The sequence below is a fragment of the Ruthenibacterium intestinale genome, from assembly GCF_040096265.1.
GTDB lineage: Bacteria > Bacillota > Clostridia > Oscillospirales > Ruminococcaceae > Ruthenibacterium > Ruthenibacterium komagatae.
Genome location: NZ_JBBMFA010000092.1, coordinates 1 through 17,933, shown reverse-complemented (window position 1 = coordinate 17,933; position 17,933 = coordinate 1). Strand labels below are relative to the sequence as shown.

Genomic DNA, 17,933 nt, shown 5'->3' with positions numbered 1-17,933 from the left:
TTAACCGCCTTTTTCGTTTTTGCGTTCGATACTTTGTACTGTTAGAGTTTGGTCCTGAACCGTAAAGCGGATTTCAAAATTTAAAAAGGGAAACCCATAAATTCGCTCCGGATCGTTTTGGTAAGAAGGCCGCGGATCCTGCGCCAAAAGCGCCAGCAGAGCAGCGCGGTCGGAAGGGGCAAGAAGCGCTGAAAGTTCTTCAGGGCAATGCACCAGAAGAGAATCCTGCAGGTGTCGGTCAGCAAAGCCGCCGTTGGCGTCCGGATGGCTGTCAGTAAAGGAAAGGTATGGTTTGATATCATAAATAGGTGTTCCGTCCATCAGATCAGCGCCAGCTACATGCAGGACCGGTCCAAGCTGCGGATGAATCTCAATGGAATTCAGACGGACAGAAGAGAGGCCGATCGGATTGGGGCGGAAGGGAGAGCGGGTGGCGAAAACCCCCATACGCTTATTTCCGCCCAATCGTGGCGGGCGGACCGTAGCGGTCCAGTTTTCGCGTACTGCCTCAGAAAATTGCCAGATCAGCCAGACATGGGAGAATTCTTCCAGACCGCGCACAGCGTCCGGATTGCGATATTCGGGCTCAAAAATAATCTGCGCATTTAATTCCTGCACCAGACCGCTCTGGCGAGGGATTCCAAATTTTGTGGGGAATCCGCAGCGAATTCGTGCAATTGTTTTTAAAGCGGGGCTTTGTTCCACGCGTTTATCCTGCCTTTCCCGATGGAATAAGATCTGTTCGTTATTATAGCACACAATGAAAGAGGCGTCATCCTTGAACCCTGTTTTCTTTCACTGCAGCGAGGGCAAGACGTTCTGCCGCGACTTTGGCTGCACAGGCGAGCGTGGCCATCTCAAGTGCACTTTCTCCATCCCGAGTGGCGCAGTCGTTCATTTTGAAAAATGCCTGTTCCAACAGTTCACAGAATGGGTCGTACCAATTGCCGGGATCGCCTTTATCCAGCAGAATACGGATCATTGGCAAAGATAGCGTTTGCTTGAGCACACCAATGGCAATGAGATGCGCCAGATGGGAGCGATTGTATTTTTTCTTGGTCGGAGGCGGCAGGAGCTGAAGCTTGACGTAATTATTGATCATACTCGCAGTCACAATATGAGGATCTTCACAGGGAACAAAGGGGAAAAGATATTTATCCAGCAGATTCAACACCTGATCCAGATACAATTCAAAATCTGGCAGTTCGTTCCAACGGGGAAGCCGGGCGCCTTTTTGTTCCCAAAGAGTTTCTTCCATCTGTATCCAAACCTCTTTTCATCTGTTTTTCAAAACCAGTATACCGAAAAAAGGGCTACTTTTCAAGAAGAGTGCCCTGTGTTATACTGTTTTACAAAGGATTTGCGAAAAGGGTGGACTGCTATGAAATCGGAATATCTTAAATATGCACTTCGTCAGCTGGAGGCTCTCTTGCGGATTCCGAGTCCCACGGGCTTCACCGCACAGGTGTCACGGTATTGTTTCTACGAATTTGCCAATTTAGGGTACATTCCTACGCTGACACAGAAGGATGGCGTTCTGGTTTGCCTGGGAGGGGGAGAGAATCCCATTCTGCTGGGGGCGCACATTGATACTCTGGGTGCCATGGTACGGGAAATCAAACCCAATGGGCGTCTGCGGGCCGCCAAGGTAGGAGGATTGCAGGCGTCCAATGCAGAGACAGAAAACGTAACGGTGCATACGCGCGGAGGGAAGACGATCAGCGGAACGTTTCAGCTGGAAAATGCTTCGGTCCACGTAAATGGCGAGTATGACAAGATTGTGCGGACCTTTGATAATCTGGAAGTGGTTTTGGACGAAAAAGTGAAAGATGCGGCGCAGGTTCGGGCATTGGGGATCAATGTGGGCGATTATATCACGCTGTCACCGCGCTTTTCGGTGACAGAGAGCGGATTCATTAAAAGCCGCTTTTTGGACGATAAATTGTCGGCGGCGATTCTGCTTACATATGCCAAATATTTAAAAGATGAACAAAAACAGCCTTCCCGAAAAGTGTATGTGGATTTTACCACTTATGAGGAAGTTGGACATGGCGGTGCCTGTATTCCGGAAGATGTCAAGGAAATGATCAGTGTAGATATGGGATGTGTGGGAGAAGGCCTGCAGTGCGACGAAACACAGGTGTCTATCTGTGTGATGGATTCCAGCGGCCCCAGCAGCCGGGCGGTCGTAGACGGCTTGGTGGAAGCTGCAGAACGAGCCAAAGTCCGCTATGCTTTGGATGTTTACCCCCATTACGGTTCCGATGCGGATGTAGCTCTTCGTGCCGGGCATGATGTGCGGCATTGTGTTGTAGGGGCGGGGGTATATGCTTCGCACGGTTACGAGCGTTCACACATTGAAGGTCTCGCCAATACGTTTGATTTACTGTGTTCTTATTTAGATTAATAATGGGAAAAGGCGGATATTTTTTCAGCGAAATTGTTGTTTTTTGCATAATATGCCATATCGAAAGCCCTCCTGTTTGTGTGCTTTGTCAATATCAATTTATGTTTAGCTGTGATATACTTTAGCACAATAAAGGGGTTGCCTCAGACAACCTCTGGTCAGGAGGGTTTCAATATGAAAAAAGCATGGGCGTTTTTGACAGCGGCAGCGTTGCTGGCGGGTCTGGCCGGGTGTGGAGGATCCGGTTCCAGTGCAGCAAATGATGCACAGGGTTCGGGGACCGCGGCTGCGAGTTATAAAGTGGGAATCGTTCAGTATATGGAACACAGCGCGCTTGATTCTGCTACACAGGGCTTTCAAGATGCGTTGAAAGAAAAACTGGGCGATCAGGTGGAATTTGATGTTCAGAACGCACAGGGCGAAGCCACCAACTGCACGACCATTGCGTCGAAGTTTGTCAACGATGGCGTGAATCTGATCCTTGCCAATGCCACGCCGGCAGCGCAGGCTGCCGCTCAGGCGACGGGAGAGATTCCCATTGTAGGCACTTCGATTACAGATTATGTTTCCGCGGGCCTTGTGGCTGATGATGAGGCTCCCGGAGGAAACGTGACCGGCACATCGGATTTGAACCCGATCAAAGAACAGGTAGCACTCCTTCAGGCATTGTGCCCGGACGCGGAAAGCGTTGGAATCCTGTATTGTTCGGCTGAGAAGAACTCTGAGGTTCAGGTGGAACTGGCAACTGCAGAATTTGAGGCTCAAGGTATTCAAGTGCAGGCGTATGCAGCGGCGGATTCCAATGAATTGCAGTCGGTGGTAACCAAGGCGGCCAGTGAAAACGATGCTCTTTATATCCCTACCGATAATCTGCTGGCCAATAATATGGAGATCGTGAAAAACATTACAGTGCCCGAGAAAATTCCTGTCATTTGCGGCGAAGAGAACATGGTGACAATCGGCGGTCTGGCTTCTTACAGCATTGACTACTATACGCTGGGGTACAAAGCCGGTGAACAGGCCTATGAAATTATGGTCAATGGCGCAGATCCCGCAACGATGCCGATTGAGTATATGGCAAAGGAAGATTTGAAGGTTGTGGTCAACGACGAGATCGCGCAGGAGATCGGGGTAACGATCCCTGAGGATTTGGGAGTCGAATAAAGGCGTATTGGCAGCGGCCAGTTCTTTTCCTGGCCGCTGCTTTGTGCTATAATAAACTCTACGTTGCAACATGGATTCGCACGGAAGGAAAGAGGAGTCAAGATGGATTTTTTGCTGGCCTTTTTGAAGTCGATGCCAAGCTCCGTGGCGCAGGGCTTGATCTGGGGTATCATGTCTTTGGGTGTATATATTACTTATAAAGTGCTGGATTATGCAGACCTGACTGTGGACGGCAGCTTGTGCACTGGCGGCGCTGTGGCAGCGGTACTGATTGTTGGAGGAATGAATCCGCTGCTGGCGCTGGTATTTGCCTTTATTGCAGGCATGCTGACCGGCCTTGTCACCGGCGTTTTGCATACCTGCTTTGGTATTCCGGCAATTTTGTCCGGAATTCTCACGCAATTAGCGCTGTATTCGATCAATATGCGCATTATGGGCAAATCCAATGTTCCTTTAAGTGTGGATCAGTACCCGTTGACGGTCAGCTTGCGGTATATCTGGCCGGCCGTTCTGGTTGGGATTATTGCGGTGGCCATTGTAGTGGCTGCACTGTACTGGTTCTTTGGAACAGAAATTGGATGTGCCATTCGTGCGACGGGCAATAATCAGGCAATGGCACGGGCACAGGGCGTGAATACCAATGCCATGAAGGTGCTTGGGCTGGTGCTCTCCAATGGCCTTGTTGGAATGGCAGGTGCTTTGTATGCACAGTATCAGGGAAGTGCAGACATTAATATGGGGCGTGGCGCGATTGTCATCGGGCTGGCCAGCGTGATTGTAGGCGAAGTGGTGTTCGGAAACCGATTTAACTTTGCCTACCGTCTTGCGTCCATTGCAGGCGGTTCCATTATTTATTATATCGTCATTGCGTTTGTTGTGCAGTGCGGTATGCCTACACAGGATTTGAAGCTGTTCAGTGCTCTTACGGTTGCGGTTTTCCTTGCACTGCCTTATCTGCGTGGAAAATACTTCAAAAAGAGCGTGCAGAAGAAAAAAGGGGGCAGAACCGATGCTTGAACTGAAACATATCCATAAGACGTTCAATCCTGGCACGGTCACGGAAAAGAGAGCGATTTGCGATTTGAGCGTGACACTCAATGACGGGGATTTTGTGACAGTGATCGGCGGAAATGGCGCTGGCAAATCCACCATGCTGAATCTGATTGCCGGTGTATACGGTGTGGATGAAGGTGCCATTTTGCTGGATGGAATTGATGTGACGGCGGATCCGGAATATAAAAGGGCCAAATTCCTGGGACGGGTTTTTCAGGACCCTATGATGGGAACGGCCGGCAATATGGGCATTGAAGAAAATTTGGCGATGGCCTACCGCCGCGGGAAAAAGCGTGGGCTTGGATGGGGAATTTCCAAGGAAGAGCGTGCCCTGTATCGTGAAAAGCTCAGCATGTTGGGCTTGGGCCTTGAGGATCGGCTGACCAGCAAAGTGCGTCTGCTTTCCGGCGGACAGCGTCAGGCGGTCACGTTGCTGATGGCAACGCTTCAGAACCCGCGCCTTCTGCTTCTGGATGAGCATACGGCTGCGCTGGACCCCAAGACAGCGCACAAAGTGCTTTCCATCACCGAAAAAATTGTGGCAGAGAATCAGTTGACAACACTGATGGTGACTCATAATATGAAAGATGCGATTCGGTATGGAAATCGTTTGATTATGATGCACGAGGGTAAGATTATTTACGATGTGGCCGGAGAAGCAAAAAAACAGCTTCAGGTTGCAGACCTTCTGCAAAAATTTGAGCAGGCGAGCAACGGAGAGTTCGCAAACGACCGGATGCTTTTGTCCTGAGAGGATGGATTGAATGAAAGAAATACAGGCTGTTTTGTTCGATTTGGACGGGACGCTGGTGGACTCAGAACCGGGTATTCTGGCTTCGTTTGCCAAGGCGTTCGAACCATATGGGATTACGCTTTCCCAGGAACAGAAACGCAGCTTGTTGGGGCCGCCTTTGAAAGACAGTTTTGCACGCTTTCTGCCGCCGGATCAGGTAGAGCGTGCGGTGGCGGCTTATCGAGCGTTTTATGAGACGAATGGGATCTATCAGTGCACTGTTTACGATGGCGTTGAAACCATGTTGTCCTCTTTGCATGCGAATGGGTTTGTGCTGGGCCTGGCAACCTGCAAGTTGAGAAAGGCCGCTCGGACCATGCTGGAATTTTTGCACTTGGATCAATACTTCGACTATTTGGGCGGGTCGGTTCCAGAACTTGATCTGGAGACCAAAGCGCAAGTGATTGATGATGTGTTGGCGCAACCCTGTTTCGCAGGAAAAACAGCGGTCATGGTAGGTGATCGTGACAATGATATGCAGGGAGCAGCTGCATGTGGACTGCCGGTGATTGCTGCTGGTTATGGATATGGTACGCCGCAGGAACTGCAGGCCTTCAGCCCGGTCTATTATGCAAAAACCCCCATGGATGTGAGCAGTTGGCTTTTGGGGCAGAACGACAATGAAACGGAGGAAACGACATGAAGATTACAGTGCTTGGATGTGGGCGCTGGGGGTCGTTTTTGGCGTGGTATCACGGACAGAATCATGAGATTCGGCTTTGGGGAAGAGAAACGTCCCGAGGCTATCAGGAACTAAAGCAAACTGGTAAAAACCAGTATGTTGTTTTGCCGGACAGTGTTGTGATGACCAGCGATCTGGCGGATGCAATTTCGTTTGCTGATGTGATTGTGATTTCGATCGGTGCCCAGCATCTGCGGGAACTGGCCGTACAAGTGAATGAATATCCCGTTCAGAACAAAACGTTTATTCTATGCATGAAGGGCCTTGAAAGTGATACTGGAAAACGTCTGACAGAGGTTTTCAAAGAAGAAGTGAAACAGCCAGTGCGGGTAGCCGTCTGGGTTGGGCCGGGGCATGTGCAGGATTTCACCAATCGGATCCCCAACTGCATGGTTGTGGATTCTGACGATCGTGAAACCGTAAGCTTTATTGTCGACCAGTTGAACTCGGACTTGATTCGCCTGTATCGCGGAAATGACCTGATTGGTACGGAAGTAGGGGCGGCAGCCAAAAATGTAATTGGAATCGCCGCGGGAATGCTGGACGGAAAAGGGCTTTCCAGTTTGAAAGGTGCGCTGATGGCAAGGGGAGCACGTGAAGTTGCGAGGTTGATCCGTGCAATGGGCGGAAATGAGCTTTCTGCTTATGGCCTGTGCCATTTGGGTGATTATGAGGCGACTCTATTTTCGCCGCACAGCCACAACCGTCGCTTTGGAGAAAATTATATTCAGGGCAAGGAATATGGCGAATTGGCTGAAGGCGTGCCGACCGTTCAGGCGTTGGTAAGATTGGGTGAAGAATTCCAGGTGGATCTTCCGATTTGCAAAACGGTTTATGACATTTTGTATTTGAATGCGGATGGGGACAAAGCCTTAAAGGCTTTGTTTATGCGATCGGTCAAAGGTGAATTTGATACATGAGCAGAACGCTTTTCTTCGTTTCAGCATAGGATGAGGCGAAGGAGGGGATACCTATGTATCAGCAGGAAATCAATGAGTTCGTTGAGAGTACGCCTGTAAGAGACTGCAATCCGGCGTTTACAAGTCAGGAAAATTATGATTTAAGCACTTGGAATGACGTCCCGCAGGACACAGAGAAAAAAGAACAGATCGCAGAAAGATGAGTTTTTGGAAGAGAGGGAGAACGCAGATGATGCATCTCCCTTTTTCTACGTAAATTTATGTTGACTAGCCGTGTAAAATAAGACATAATAATTAGATAGAGGATTAAAAAAGGCAGGTTTGAAAATGGCTGTTTATCATTGTGTTCTGTTCGATTTGGATGGAACGCTTTTGGATTTTGGAGCTGCTGAACATGGGGCGTTGCTGGAGACACTGGAACATTTCGGGTTGCCTGCAACGGAACAGACCGAACAGACATATCGTGCCATCAACGATGGATTGTGGGCGGCGTTGGAACGTGGAGAGATTCGCCAGGAAAAACTGGTGGTCAGGCGTTTTGAAAAGCTTCAGGAAGAACTGGGGGGAACGCAAGATCCTGTTCAGATGAACGCATATTATTTGGCGCAGCTTGCACAGAGAGCAGATGTGTATCCGGAAGTGGAAAATACGTTGCGGGAACTTGCTGAAGTTGCAACGCTGGTCGTAGTTTCCAATGGTGTGGAGCATGTTCAGTTGGGGCGGCTGGAGCGGGCCGGCATCCTTCCGTATTTTGACGGAGTATTCGTCTCCGGAAAAGTGGGGGCTTCCAAGCCGTCTCGCAAGATTTTTGATGCAGCGCTTCATTCTTTGGGCATCGAAAATCGAAAAAAGGTTTTAATGGTGGGAGATTCTCTGCGTGCCGATGTGAGCGGAGGCGCTGCGGCAGGATTGGATACTTGCTGGTGCAACTTTAAAGATGCACCCATGCCGGAGAAAGAAAAGCCAACGTATACCATTACAAATTTGGAACAGTTGTTTGAAATTGTGATGGAGAAGGAGGAGCTTGCCAATGTCGGAAATCCGGACAAGCGCCATTTGGTTTGATTCTGCAAATGGAAAAGATCGTGTAGCTGGCTATTATTACGATGTCCCGGATACAACGCCACGCGCTGTTGTGCAGATTTCCCATGGCATGTGCGAGTACATTGGCAGATACCAGGATTTCGCATCTTTTTTAGTGCAAAATGGCTTTGCCGTCTGTGGCAATGATCATCTGGGACATGGTGCTACGAGCGATGGTGGTACAGATGGTTTCTTTTCGGAAGAAAACGGCTGGAAGTATGCACTGGAAGATTTGCGAACGATGAATCGTTTGGCCAGAGAGCGGTATCCTGGGGGTCCGGTTTTCCTTTTGGGGCATAGCATGGGCAGTTTTTTTGCCCGTTTATATGCTGTGACTTATCCAGAAACGATCGATGCATTGCTGCTCAGCGGGACAGGTGGTCCAAATCCTGCTGCGGGAGTGGGGATTTTTTTGACTTCTGTACTGGCAAAATGGAAAGGACCTCGCCATCGATCGAGCTTGATCAATCGGATGGCTTTCGGTACGTATTTGAGCCGAATTTCCAATCCGAATACACCTTACGATTGGATCACAAGGGACCAGGAGATTGTAAACTCTTATGCGGTTGATCCCAAATGTACGTTCATCTTTACGGTCAGTGCCTTTCATGATCTGATGTGTGTGCTGGCGAAGGTCAGTACTCCGGAATGGGCAGCTCGTTTTCCGAAAGAATTGCCTGTAATGCTATTTTCCGGAGACATGGACCCTGTGGGAAGCTACGGAAAGGGTGTGCAGAAAGTTTACGATCTGCTTTGCGGGGCAGGCGTAAAGGATGTTTCCATTAAATTGTACCCGGGCGGTCGGCATGAGATGCTGAATGAGACGAATCGCCAAGAGGTATATCGGGATATTTTAAATTGGTGTAACACGCATTTGTAAAGCGTGTTCGATGTAAATGAAAAAGGAGAATCAGGAATGGAGTTAATTACAACGTTTATCCAAGCGATGTTTGGAGCGCTGATGTCTATGAGTGCGCTGCAGATCGTCAAAATGGTCGTCATGTGGGCCGTTGGAGGAGTATTGATCTATCTGGCGATCAAAAAAGACATGGAGCCCAGCTTGCTCCTGCCGATGGGATTCGGCGCGATTTTGGTTAACCTGCCTTTGTCCGGTGCGATTGACCAGCTGTATGAAAGTGGATTGGAAGAGGGCGCAATTGACGTTCTGTTCCGTGCGGGTATTGCCAACGAGTTGTTCCCGCTTTTGCTGTTTATCGGCATCGGCGCGATGATCGATTTTGGACCGTTGCTTTCCAACCCCAAGCTTTTGCTGTTTGGTGCGGCCGCTCAGTTTGGTATTTTCTTCACCATCTCTCTTGCCTGCGTGGTGAACATGGTTCTTCCGGGAATGTTCAGCATTCAGGATGCGGCCAGCGTAGGTATCATTGGCGCGGCAGACGGCCCCACGGCTATTTTCCTTGCTAACTACTATGATACACAGTACTTAGGAGCCATCATCGTTGCGGCATACAGTTATATGGCACTTGTGCCTATCATTCAGCCGCCGGTCATCCGTATGGTGACGACGAAAGAAGAGCGCAAGATTCGTATGCCGTACGAGGCAAAAGAAATCAGCAAAACGACGCGCATTCTTTTCCCGATTGTGGTTACGGTGATTGCAGGTCTGGTCGCGCCCAGAAGTGTTGCGCTGGTTGGATTTTTGATGTTCGGCAACCTGCTGCGTGAATGCGGTGTCCTGAACAGCCTGTCTGAAACGGCGCAGAATGTGCTGGCAAATTTGATTACGATTTTCCTGGGAATTACCATTGCCACGAAAATGCAGGCCGATCAGTTCCTGACGGTCGGTACGTTGATGATTATGGGCTTGGGCCTGTTCGCGTTTATTTTTGACACGATTGGCGGCGTTATGTTTGCAAAGCTGCTGAACCTGTTCACCAAGAAGAAAATCAATCCCATGATTGGCGCGTGCGGTATTTCCGCGTTCCCCATGTCCAGCCGTGTGATCCACAAAATGGGCCTGAAGGAAGACCCGCAGAACTTCCTGCTGATGCATGCTGCAGGTGTGAACGTGGGCGGTCAGATTGCAAGCGTTATTGCGGGTGGTCTGATTCTGAACCTGATTGCGAAGTAAGGAGGACTGACAAATGGAACAGTTGTTGCAGTCGTTGGGCGTTATGCTCATGGGCATGTGCGGAATCTTCATTGTAATGGGTATTATCAGCCTGGTCGTATCTGGGCTTAACCGCATGTTTAAGTAAAATAGACACAAACAGCCGCCACCTTTTTGGGGTGGCGGCTGTTATCCTGTACGGAGGATCTTGATGTTCACAAAATCTCTTGAAAAATTGAAACAGGGAATGGTGGGCACAAAATATGTGCTGTGCACCCTTTGCGTTTTGCTTTATCTGCTTTTAGCCAAGTTGAGTGGCGGCTCTCTCTGGGACATGCTGCTCTTTTTCCTGTGCACTGCTGCTTATCTTTATTTTCCGGGTCGCTTTTTTGCCTGGATCTCCGGAATGGAAAAGCAGATCCCAAACTTTGCATCGCCGCTTGCGATTTTGTTCGGAACCGGATTTTTGGCGGCATTGTATTGTTTTTGTGAACGTCTCGGCTTTTTGTGGGCGGTTCGGTTGCTTCCGCCTGTGTTGGGTTTGATTTGGATTTTATTTGCAGCGCGTCTGGATGTGAAAAAAGTGCAGGCTCACCTTAGAACCAATGCAGCTGTTCAGTGCATTTTGGTTTTGTGGGCGGGTTTGCTTGTGCTTTTTGCTTTAATGGTCACGGTGAAAAATGCGCATCCCACAGTGGCCGGCGAAATTTTGCCGAATCAGGATGTATTGTGGAATATTGGAAATGCGGAGTCTTTTCATTTGGCTTTTCCACCACAAGATATTCGTTTTTCACAGGTGAGACTTGCTTATCATTATCTTACGGAACTGACAGTGGGGGCACTCTCATTTGTCAGCGGCATTTCCTGCTATGATATTTTTGTGATTTATATTGGACCGGTCGTGCTGGCGGCGTTGCTGTGCTGCCTATATCAAATGGGTACACACTTTTATCAAGGCAATCGGGATAAAGCGCTGCTTTTTACCTTTTCCATGTTTCTGTTTAACTGCGCGAGCTTGTGGACAGCTCTTCTGAATGGCAAAGGTGTTTTTAATAATACCAATATGCTTCACCTGATCACAAATGTGAACTCGCAAAGTACAGCGCTGATTTTTATTTCTGTTTTTCTTGTGCTGTTTCAACATTTGGCGGAAGCCCATTTCCAGGTTGGAATTCGCTTCCTCGCCACATTTTTGTGCAGTTTTTTTCTCGTTTGTTTTGCTAAGGGACCGGCGGCAGCTATTGTGGCCTGCAGTTTTGCAATCACCATGCTTTTTTTGCTTTTTCGCAAGCCCAAATGGGGAAAAGCTCTGCTGTGCTATGGCGGTGTAATTGCTATCTTCCTGACCATCTATTTTGTGATTTTTTCTTCCGGTGTGAACACAAGCGTACACTTTGGATTTGAGACAATCAAGAATATGCCGCCCTATCAGTGGCTTGGCGCTTTGGGGCTGGCAGACAATCATTGGCTTCGCTTGCTGCTTGGCGGGCTTTTGGCATTGGTGTGCATGCAGCCTTTTCAAATTCCGCTTTATCTGAATGGCTTGGGAAAAGACGTTCGAACACTTTTCAAACTCCCTGCGGAGAGGTTGCTGGCCAACGGTGTTGTGGCAGGCGGATTTTTAGCTTTTTTCCTGTTCTGGCATCCGTCGTACAGTCAGCTGTATTTTGCATTGGTCGCTATTTTCTTCTTGAACCTGCTGGCCGTGGATCAAATCGACCAGGTTAGAGGAATTCTTAAAAAAATCACAATTGTGGGCGGGATCTTGGGCCTTGCCACAACTGTGGTTTTGGTGATAAACTTTACCGGGAGTGGTATGCGGCAGTTGGGAAGGAATCTTGATATCATTCCGAAGTATCCTTATGTCAGCACTGTTCGCGCCGGTGATGAAGAAGCAATGATCTGGATGCGGGAGAACACAGAGCAGGATGCAGTGTTTGCAACCAATCGTATTCACACAATGGCGAATACGAATGATGGAATTTCCAGCATTTACTCTGCGTTATCCGGAAGACAGGCGTATATGGAAGGGTATACGTACGCTATCACCAATATGGGAGTTTCTGAGAAGGTCGTAAGCGAAAAACGCGCAGTGAATGAGGCGCTATTCAGTGCGCAGACGACCGGAGAACAAATTTCGCAGTTGTGCAAGGAGAACGGAATTGATTACCTGGTGTATTCTACGCAATATGAAGGGGATACGGAGCAACTTTCCGGCTTTCCTTGTGTGTTTTCCAATGAAGATGTAGAGATTTATAAGATATCTTAAGCTGAGGCATATATGTTATTAACCATTGAAAATTTGAATAAAAGTTTTGGGGCTGATTTGTGCCTTGAGAATGTTTGCTGCACCTTGGACAACCAGGATAGAGTTGGAATTATTGGAGAAAACGGTGCAGGCAAGACAACATTCCTGAAAATGATTACAGGGGAACTGGAACCGGATGCGGGTGAGATTTCCTTTGCACGCGGTACGACCTTGGGGTATTTGGAACAGAACAGCCGGTTGGATCCTGCTCAAACGGTATACGGTGAGATGAAGAATGCTTATCGTTCTGTGTTGGATGCCATGGCGGAGATGGAAATCCTTGAAGGTCAGATGGCGCTTCATCCGGAGGACCGTTCGCTGATGGAACGCCATGCGGAATTGCAGGCAATTGTAGATGCCGGTGATGGGTATCAGATGGATACGCAGATTCGAAAGATTCTGAACGGAATGGCGTTCCCGCCTGAAACGTATGAAAAAAGGATTTCGGTTTTGTCTGGTGGAGAGCATACCCGGCTTCGGCTTGCAAAACTGCTGCTGCAGCGTCCGGACATCCTGATTCTGGACGAACCGACCAACCATCTGGACTTTGAAACGATGGAGTGGCTGGAACAGTTCCTGGGCAGCTATACCGGGGCGATTCTTGCGGTAAGTCACGATCGATATTTTCTGGATTCGGTTTGCAACCGGATTTTTGAATTTGAAGAGCACACGCTCACAATGTACAAGGGAAATTACTCTGCCTATCTTCCACAGAAAGAAGCCGCGGTTGCGCTGCAGCAGAAACAGCACGACGCAGATGTGGAAAAAGCACAGAAACTGGAAGATTATATTGCCCGCAATCTTGTGCGTGCCTCAACGACCAAAATGGCGCAAAGCCGCCGTAAGCAGTTGGAAAAGCTGGAGATCACACAGGCACCGAAAACTGCACACACAGAGCTTAAGTTCCGCTTTGAGTTTGATATTACTCCTTACAATGAGTTGCTTACAACGCATAATCTTGGAATTGTACTGGGTGGGAAGACCCTTGTGCAAAATTTGGAACTTACTGTTCTTCGTGGTGAACGATTGGTCATTGCTGGCCCGAATGGAGCCGGAAAGTCGACCCTGCTGCGAGTGCTGGCCGGAAAATTGAAACCGCAGACCGGTACGGTACGGTTGGGCGCAGGAGCGAAACCATCCTTTTTTGAACAGCAACAGGCTCGCCGGGCGGGGACAGTGATTCATGCTATTTGGGATAAGTATCCTAAAATGACGGAATTGGAAGTCAGAAGCCACCTGGCAAAATTAAACTTCCGCGGTGAGGATGTATTTAAGAATTGCGCGGCGCTTTCCGGTGGAGAATTGGCACGGCTTCGATTTGCAGAAATTCTGTTGGAACGGCCGAATCTTTTGTTTTTGGATGAGCCCACAAACCATTTGGATATTTATACCAGAGAAAGTCTTGGAAAAGCGTTGGAAGCGTATGAGGGCACGCTGGTTTTGGTCACGCATGATCGTTATCTGATGAACAGCCTGGGCTGCCCGATTCTGTATTTAGAAGATGGAAACGCAGTTATCTTCCGAAATTATGAGGCTTTAATGCGGCGAACAAATCCGGTTGAAAAGATTCCGGAGGAAAAGCCGACTCAGCCGCGGCCGGCTTATGGAAAAGAGCAAAGAAGACGGAAAGCTGAACTTCGCGCGAAAATCAAAGCTTTGGAAGACGAGATGGAAGAGCTGGAATTAAAGATTATGGATTTGGAAGGTGCGGTTAATGACCCGGATGTTCTGAAAGATCATGTTCGGCTGCGAGAAGTTTGCGATGAATTGGATGATGCCCGTTTTCGCCAGGATGAGGCGTACAATGAATGGGGCGCCCTGATGGAAGAGCAAGAGACCTACGAACAGGAAGAAAATGCATAAAAAAGATCCCGGAGCTATGGCTCCGGGATTCTTTTTATGCAATCGCAATCCGACCGGCAAGATACATATCAGAGGCAAAACCCTGAAAACTGTACAAAATCAGGATTCGGTCATATCCGCCGCGTTCCAAAATGGTATCAATTTTTTCATTGTTGGCACGAAAATCGACAATACCGATGTTTTTGTAATTTTGAGTGAGATAGGGAATAAAACTATTGGCATAACTGTCTTTAACCACAAGAATACTTCCTTCGCCGTCTCCCTCAATGGTGGAGAACCCGTTGTTTCCGCGCAAAAACGCTTTATACTTATCACGAGTGTCGAAGGCGGAAGTGTCGTAAAGAGGACCCTCTTGAGTGGTTTCGTTTCCGGCGGGATCATAGTTGTGAACAGTCAGCACATTATCAAAATCCGGATAGGTGATTACATCCGGCAATGCATTGTAGGTGCGTGCTTTGGAATAGTTTGTTCCATAGAAATCGTCCACAGTGACAAGTGGGACAGAATCGTGGGAAACAGGCGTCAGACCCTGGCCGGATACATAGTCAGAATACGCGTAATATGCTCCGGTATCCGTCCAGTGATGATCTGTTCGATAATAGATATATTCATCTTTGTGAGAACGCAGCGTGGCACGTTCATCGTAAATGGTTGCCAGACCCGTGAGACGAGCGGATAATTCGTCTAAATAGGCGTCTTCGTCAATTACAGGAACATCAAAGGGGAGTTTCTCCTCCAGAATCAGACTTGCAGACGGGACGATCATCACATCCACCATGTTGGGATGGCGTTCACAGAGCTTTTGAATGGCATCCATGTTTTGGTAAAAACGAGTGCTTTCCCCCAAAGAAACAAATTTGGCAAACAGATAGTGCTCTTTTCCAAGCCATACACCGTTGTTTTCGGTTTTCAGAAACAATGTTTCCATGCGGCTTTTCAAATCAATCCAGCTGTCGCGAAAAGCGATTTGGTCTTTGGTATAAGTGTCATACTTGGACATCCAGGTTTGCGTAGGATCTTTCGCAAGCACACTTTCGATGGAAAAAGAAGGGCGTTGCTCCAATTTTCGGTTTTCAAGTTCGGAATATTCCCGCTTGGGCCAAAACTCATCCAAAATGGCAAACCCCATTAGAAAAGCCAAAAACAGAAACACAATGGGATACTGCTGCAGCTTTTTAACAATGTTCATGGGTGTTTTTCTCCTTCATCAGAATCGGAAATAGAGGAATGGACTGTTGGTAGCGTCCACCATGTAGGCAATGGTTACAATGAAGATAATTCCAAGTACGATGCCGCGAAGCAGGGTGTTCCGCTTCAGGCGTTCGTAGATTTTCAGAGTGATCGGTGTGCAGCACAGGATACATACCAACAGAAGAACACCATAGTTTCGCAGATAATAAAGCGCCGACACACCACCGGATGGAATAAACATCTTTTCAAGCAGCAAAGAAAGAGATACGCCATAATCGCTTCCGACGAACAGTGCCCAACCAATTACGACCAACAACATCGTGTAAAGGTGCGGCCAGATACGTCCCTTTTTTAAGTGGGGGAGCAGCCAGATTTTTTCAATCATCAGCAGAATGCAATAATACAAACCCCAGAAAATAAAGTTCCAGTTGGCGCCGTGCCAAAATCCGGTCAAAAACCAGACGATGGCAATGTTGATCAGTTGGCGTTTCAGCCCTTTCCGATTGCCGCCGAGAGGAATATAGACGTATTCACGGAACCAGCCGGAAAGGGTCATATGCCAACGACGCCAGAATTCGGTAATGCTGCGGGAGATATAGGGAAGATCGAAGTTTGGCGGGAAATCAAACCCGAGCATTTTGCCCATTCCGATTCCCATCATGGAATATCCCGAAAAATCGAAATAAATCTGCAGTGAATAGGCAAGAAGACCAAGCCAGACAAGCGATGTAGAGGCATTGGCAAGACCAATCACACTGTCAGAAGAGGATTGCCCCACAATATCGTACCAAAGTTTGCTGATTCCATCCGCGAGCAGAACTTTTTTGGCAAGGCCGAAGATGAACAAGGAAATTCCCTCATCGATGCGATCCAATGTAACGCGTCCGTGCAGTACATGAAGACGGTCCGACACATCTCGATATTTGACGATGGGCCCGGCAATCAGCTGCGGGAACATAACCACATAAGCGCCAAAATCGATGAGGTTGTGCTCTGCTTTTACATCTCCGCGATAAACATCAATGGAATAACTCATAGTTTGGAAGGTATAGAAGCTGATCCCAAGAGGTAAGGTCAGCTTCAGCAGGGGAATTCCAAGGCCGGTAATAGCATTGATGTTTTGAATGAAAAAGTCTGTATATTTGAAAAAAATCAGCATACCGAGACTGCCGATAATACTGTAAAGCAAAAAGCCTGTGCGCGCCTTGCGGCTGTGCCCGAAACGTTCCAGCCCCAGGCCGGCAGTATAGTTGATTAGAATGGCGACAGCCATAACGGGAAACAGACGAACTTCGCCCCAGGAATAAAAAATCAGACTGCATAAAAACAAGACGGTATTTTTCCATTTGGCAGGGGCAAGGTAGTAAAGTGCCAGCGTGATGGGAAGAAAGCGAAATACGAACAGAATCGTACTAAAGACCATGAGAGAAACTCCTTCTATTTTTGAATCCGAGAGACAGCTCAAAAAGAAAGCCGGTACAGGAGGTACCGGCTTTCCAGGATGCACGCTTATTTCAATGCTTCATCAATCGCCGTATCCACTGCGGAGTAATCCACTCCTTCGCCGGCAATGGCGAGAACCACATAATCGCCCTTTACGACAACACGGCCGTTTTGCGTCTGTTCATATCCGATGGGAAAATCGTCTTTGTAATTTTCCCAAGTGGCAACGATGCCATCCCGATAAGCCTCCAGCTGGGTTTTTACAGTGTCTGCTTTCCCCTCGGCGGCTTTCACAACCAGTACCGTTCCGGGTTTTCCGTTCGTCAGTGTCTGCTGACCGGCAAACTCCACAAAATCTTCTTCGGTCAGGTTCATCGTATAAATCAAATCATCCTGCTCGATTTCTTTGGGATTTTCAATATTACAAACGCTCTCAACTGCGCTGGCAACATCCGCAACATTGTAAGAAGCGGAAGACCCACCGCAAGCGGCAAAAAGTCCAGCGCAAAGGCAGAGTACACTCAAAACAGCAAAGAAACGTTTCATTTTAAGCCCTCTCTTTATAAATAAAGTAATAAAAGCAAGTTAGTGTTATTGTACATGACTTTGAGGATATTTGCAAGGCCTTTTCCAGAGTATGATCCGTTTCGCGCTTTTTATACGATGAAAGGATTAGGTTTCTTTACAAAGGCATAATCATAAATCACAACAAAAATCGAGCCAACCTACACTAAAACGTCGCTGTTTCTTTGTGAAAAGCGACGTTTTTTTATGGCCTGGTTTTGGAAAGGAGTGATGCTGATTTCAAATTGAAAATGAAAGGGGGAGTTATTTTTGCTGGTCAGGCCGGGAGGTCTGGCCTTTTTTCATTCCATCAAAAAGATTAACTATTAAAAGTCAACCCCGAAAATGAATGGTGGTGGTGAAAAAGAGATGGCTCAAAAAAGGTATAGCA

18 protein-coding genes are annotated in these 17,933 nt (G+C 48.1%); 13 read left to right on the top strand and 5 right to left on the bottom strand.

Features of this window, described 5'->3' with window-relative positions:
* Both tsaA and WMO24_RS08900 read right to left on the bottom strand, forming a co-directional pair.
* Entirely contained in the window at positions 1-705 is a 705-nt protein-coding gene (gene tsaA / locus WMO24_RS08905) for a tRNA (N6-threonylcarbamoyladenosine(37)-N6)-methyltransferase TrmO (RefSeq protein WP_349216149.1), read from the bottom strand.
* 67 nt (positions 706-772) lie between these two features.
* Positions 773-1,258 carry a DUF1836 domain-containing protein gene (locus WMO24_RS08900; protein ID WP_349216062.1) on the bottom strand — a complete coding sequence of 162 codons (486 nt, stop codon included), beginning with the start codon at positions 1,256-1,258 and terminating at the stop codon, positions 773-775.
* A 123-nt stretch (positions 1,259-1,381) separates the two neighbouring features.
* Here WMO24_RS08900 and WMO24_RS08895 point away from each other — a divergent pair, with 123 nt between their 5' ends.
* The 13 genes from WMO24_RS08895 (at position 1,382) to WMO24_RS08835 (ending at position 14,344) form a co-directional block, all read left to right on the top strand.
* Positions 1,382-2,407, top strand: coding sequence for a M42 family metallopeptidase (locus WMO24_RS08895; protein ID WP_349216061.1), 1,026 nt, complete (start codon positions 1,382-1,384; stop codon positions 2,405-2,407).
* Positions 2,408-2,581: 174 nt separating this feature from the next.
* On the top strand, positions 2,582-3,571 hold the full coding sequence (locus tag WMO24_RS08890; RefSeq protein WP_349216059.1) for an ABC transporter substrate-binding protein: 990 nt from the start codon (positions 2,582-2,584) through the stop codon (positions 3,569-3,571).
* Positions 3,572-3,673: 102 nt separating this feature from the next.
* On the top strand, positions 3,674-4,588 hold the full coding sequence (locus WMO24_RS08885; protein WP_349216057.1) for an ABC transporter permease: 915 nt from the start codon (positions 3,674-3,676) through the stop codon (positions 4,586-4,588).
* Positions 4,581-5,375: an ABC transporter ATP-binding protein gene (locus WMO24_RS08880; protein WP_349216055.1), complete on the top strand. Its 795-nt coding sequence runs from the start codon at positions 4,581-4,583 to the stop codon at positions 5,373-5,375. The genes WMO24_RS08885 and WMO24_RS08880 overlap by 8 nt, the downstream gene beginning before the upstream one ends.
* A 13-nt stretch (positions 5,376-5,388) precedes the next feature.
* Entirely contained in the window at positions 5,389-6,060 is a 672-nt protein-coding gene (locus tag WMO24_RS08875; protein ID WP_349216054.1) for an HAD hydrolase-like protein, read from the top strand.
* The gene (locus WMO24_RS08870; protein ID WP_349216052.1) at positions 6,057-7,019 is read left to right on the top strand and encodes an NAD(P)H-dependent glycerol-3-phosphate dehydrogenase; all 963 of its coding nucleotides are present in this window, start codon (positions 6,057-6,059) and stop codon (positions 7,017-7,019) included. Before WMO24_RS08875 ends, WMO24_RS08870 begins: the two co-directional genes overlap by 4 nt.
* Positions 7,020-7,072: 53 nt before the next feature.
* Positions 7,073-7,222, top strand: a complete 150-nt coding sequence (locus tag WMO24_RS08865; protein ID WP_349216050.1) for a hypothetical protein — start codon at positions 7,073-7,075, stop codon at positions 7,220-7,222.
* Between the two features lie 124 nt (positions 7,223-7,346).
* A complete protein-coding gene (locus WMO24_RS08860; protein WP_349216049.1) occupies positions 7,347-8,084 on the top strand; it encodes a YjjG family noncanonical pyrimidine nucleotidase in 738 nt (245 codons plus the stop codon).
* Positions 8,050-8,982: an alpha/beta hydrolase gene (locus tag WMO24_RS08855; protein ID WP_349216047.1), complete on the top strand. Its 933-nt coding sequence runs from the start codon at positions 8,050-8,052 to the stop codon at positions 8,980-8,982. Before WMO24_RS08860 ends, WMO24_RS08855 begins: the two co-directional genes overlap by 35 nt.
* A 66-nt stretch (positions 8,983-9,048) precedes the next feature.
* On the top strand, positions 9,049-10,194 hold the full coding sequence (locus WMO24_RS08850) for a sodium ion-translocating decarboxylase subunit beta (RefSeq protein ID WP_349216148.1): 1,146 nt from the start codon (positions 9,049-9,051) through the stop codon (positions 10,192-10,194).
* Positions 10,195-10,207: 13 nt separating this feature from the next.
* On the top strand, positions 10,208-10,321 hold the full coding sequence (locus tag WMO24_RS08845) for an OadG-related small transporter subunit (protein WP_349216046.1): 114 nt from the start codon (positions 10,208-10,210) through the stop codon (positions 10,319-10,321).
* Between the two features lie 138 nt (positions 10,322-10,459).
* A complete protein-coding gene (locus tag WMO24_RS08840; protein ID WP_349216045.1) occupies positions 10,460-12,442 on the top strand; it encodes a hypothetical protein in 1,983 nt (660 codons plus the stop codon).
* Positions 12,443-12,454: 12 nt separating this feature from the next.
* Positions 12,455-14,344, top strand: a complete 1,890-nt coding sequence (locus tag WMO24_RS08835; protein WP_349216043.1) for an ABC-F family ATP-binding cassette domain-containing protein — start codon at positions 12,455-12,457, stop codon at positions 14,342-14,344.
* Positions 14,345-14,378: 34 nt separating this feature from the next.
* Here the strand turns inward: WMO24_RS08835 and WMO24_RS08830 are convergent, their stop codons facing one another.
* From WMO24_RS08830 to WMO24_RS08820, 3 genes are all read right to left on the bottom strand, one after another.
* Entirely contained in the window at positions 14,379-15,533 is a 1,155-nt protein-coding gene (locus WMO24_RS08830) for a DHHW family protein (protein ID WP_349216041.1), read from the bottom strand.
* Between the two features lie 18 nt (positions 15,534-15,551).
* Entirely contained in the window at positions 15,552-16,958 is a 1,407-nt protein-coding gene (locus WMO24_RS08825; RefSeq protein ID WP_349216039.1) for an MBOAT family O-acyltransferase, read from the bottom strand.
* Between the two features lie 86 nt (positions 16,959-17,044).
* A complete protein-coding gene (locus WMO24_RS08820) occupies positions 17,045-17,524 on the bottom strand; it encodes a DUF4358 domain-containing protein (RefSeq protein ID WP_349216038.1) in 480 nt (159 codons plus the stop codon).
* Between the last annotated feature and the right edge of the window lie 409 nt (positions 17,525-17,933).

What these genes read in the sequence shown, in the direction of transcription:
- WMO24_RS08880 (WP_349216055.1), top strand. Translation starts at nt 4,581, where the DNA reads ATGCTTGAACTGAAACATATCCATAAGACGTTCAATCCTGGCACGGTC.
- WMO24_RS08900 (WP_349216062.1), bottom strand. Translation starts at nt 1,258, where the DNA reads ATGGAAGAAACTCTTTGGGAACAAAAAGGCGCCCGGCTTCCCCGTTGG.
- WMO24_RS08885 (WP_349216057.1), top strand. Translation starts at nt 3,674, where the DNA reads ATGGATTTTTTGCTGGCCTTTTTGAAGTCGATGCCAAGCTCCGTGGCG.
- WMO24_RS08870 (WP_349216052.1), top strand. Translation starts at nt 6,057, where the DNA reads ATGAAGATTACAGTGCTTGGATGTGGGCGCTGGGGGTCGTTTTTGGCG.
- WMO24_RS08830 (WP_349216041.1), bottom strand. Translation starts at nt 15,533, where the DNA reads ATGAACATTGTTAAAAAGCTGCAGCAGTATCCCATTGTGTTTCTGTTT.
- WMO24_RS08845 (WP_349216046.1), top strand. Translation starts at nt 10,208, where the DNA reads ATGGAACAGTTGTTGCAGTCGTTGGGCGTTATGCTCATGGGCATGTGC.
- WMO24_RS08865 (WP_349216050.1), top strand. Translation starts at nt 7,073, where the DNA reads ATGTATCAGCAGGAAATCAATGAGTTCGTTGAGAGTACGCCTGTAAGA.
- WMO24_RS08890 (WP_349216059.1), top strand. Translation starts at nt 2,582, where the DNA reads ATGAAAAAAGCATGGGCGTTTTTGACAGCGGCAGCGTTGCTGGCGGGT.
- WMO24_RS08850 (WP_349216148.1), top strand. Translation starts at nt 9,049, where the DNA reads ATGTTTGGAGCGCTGATGTCTATGAGTGCGCTGCAGATCGTCAAAATG.
- WMO24_RS08860 (WP_349216049.1), top strand. Translation starts at nt 7,347, where the DNA reads ATGGCTGTTTATCATTGTGTTCTGTTCGATTTGGATGGAACGCTTTTG.
- WMO24_RS08825 (WP_349216039.1), bottom strand. Translation starts at nt 16,958, where the DNA reads ATGGTCTTTAGTACGATTCTGTTCGTATTTCGCTTTCTTCCCATCACG.
- WMO24_RS08875 (WP_349216054.1), top strand. Translation starts at nt 5,389, where the DNA reads ATGAAAGAAATACAGGCTGTTTTGTTCGATTTGGACGGGACGCTGGTG.
- WMO24_RS08855 (WP_349216047.1), top strand. Translation starts at nt 8,050, where the DNA reads ATGTCGGAAATCCGGACAAGCGCCATTTGGTTTGATTCTGCAAATGGA.
- WMO24_RS08835 (WP_349216043.1), top strand. Translation starts at nt 12,455, where the DNA reads ATGTTATTAACCATTGAAAATTTGAATAAAAGTTTTGGGGCTGATTTG.
- WMO24_RS08820 (WP_349216038.1), bottom strand. Translation starts at nt 17,524, where the DNA reads ATGAAACGTTTCTTTGCTGTTTTGAGTGTACTCTGCCTTTGCGCTGGA.
- WMO24_RS08895 (WP_349216061.1), top strand. Translation starts at nt 1,382, where the DNA reads ATGAAATCGGAATATCTTAAATATGCACTTCGTCAGCTGGAGGCTCTC.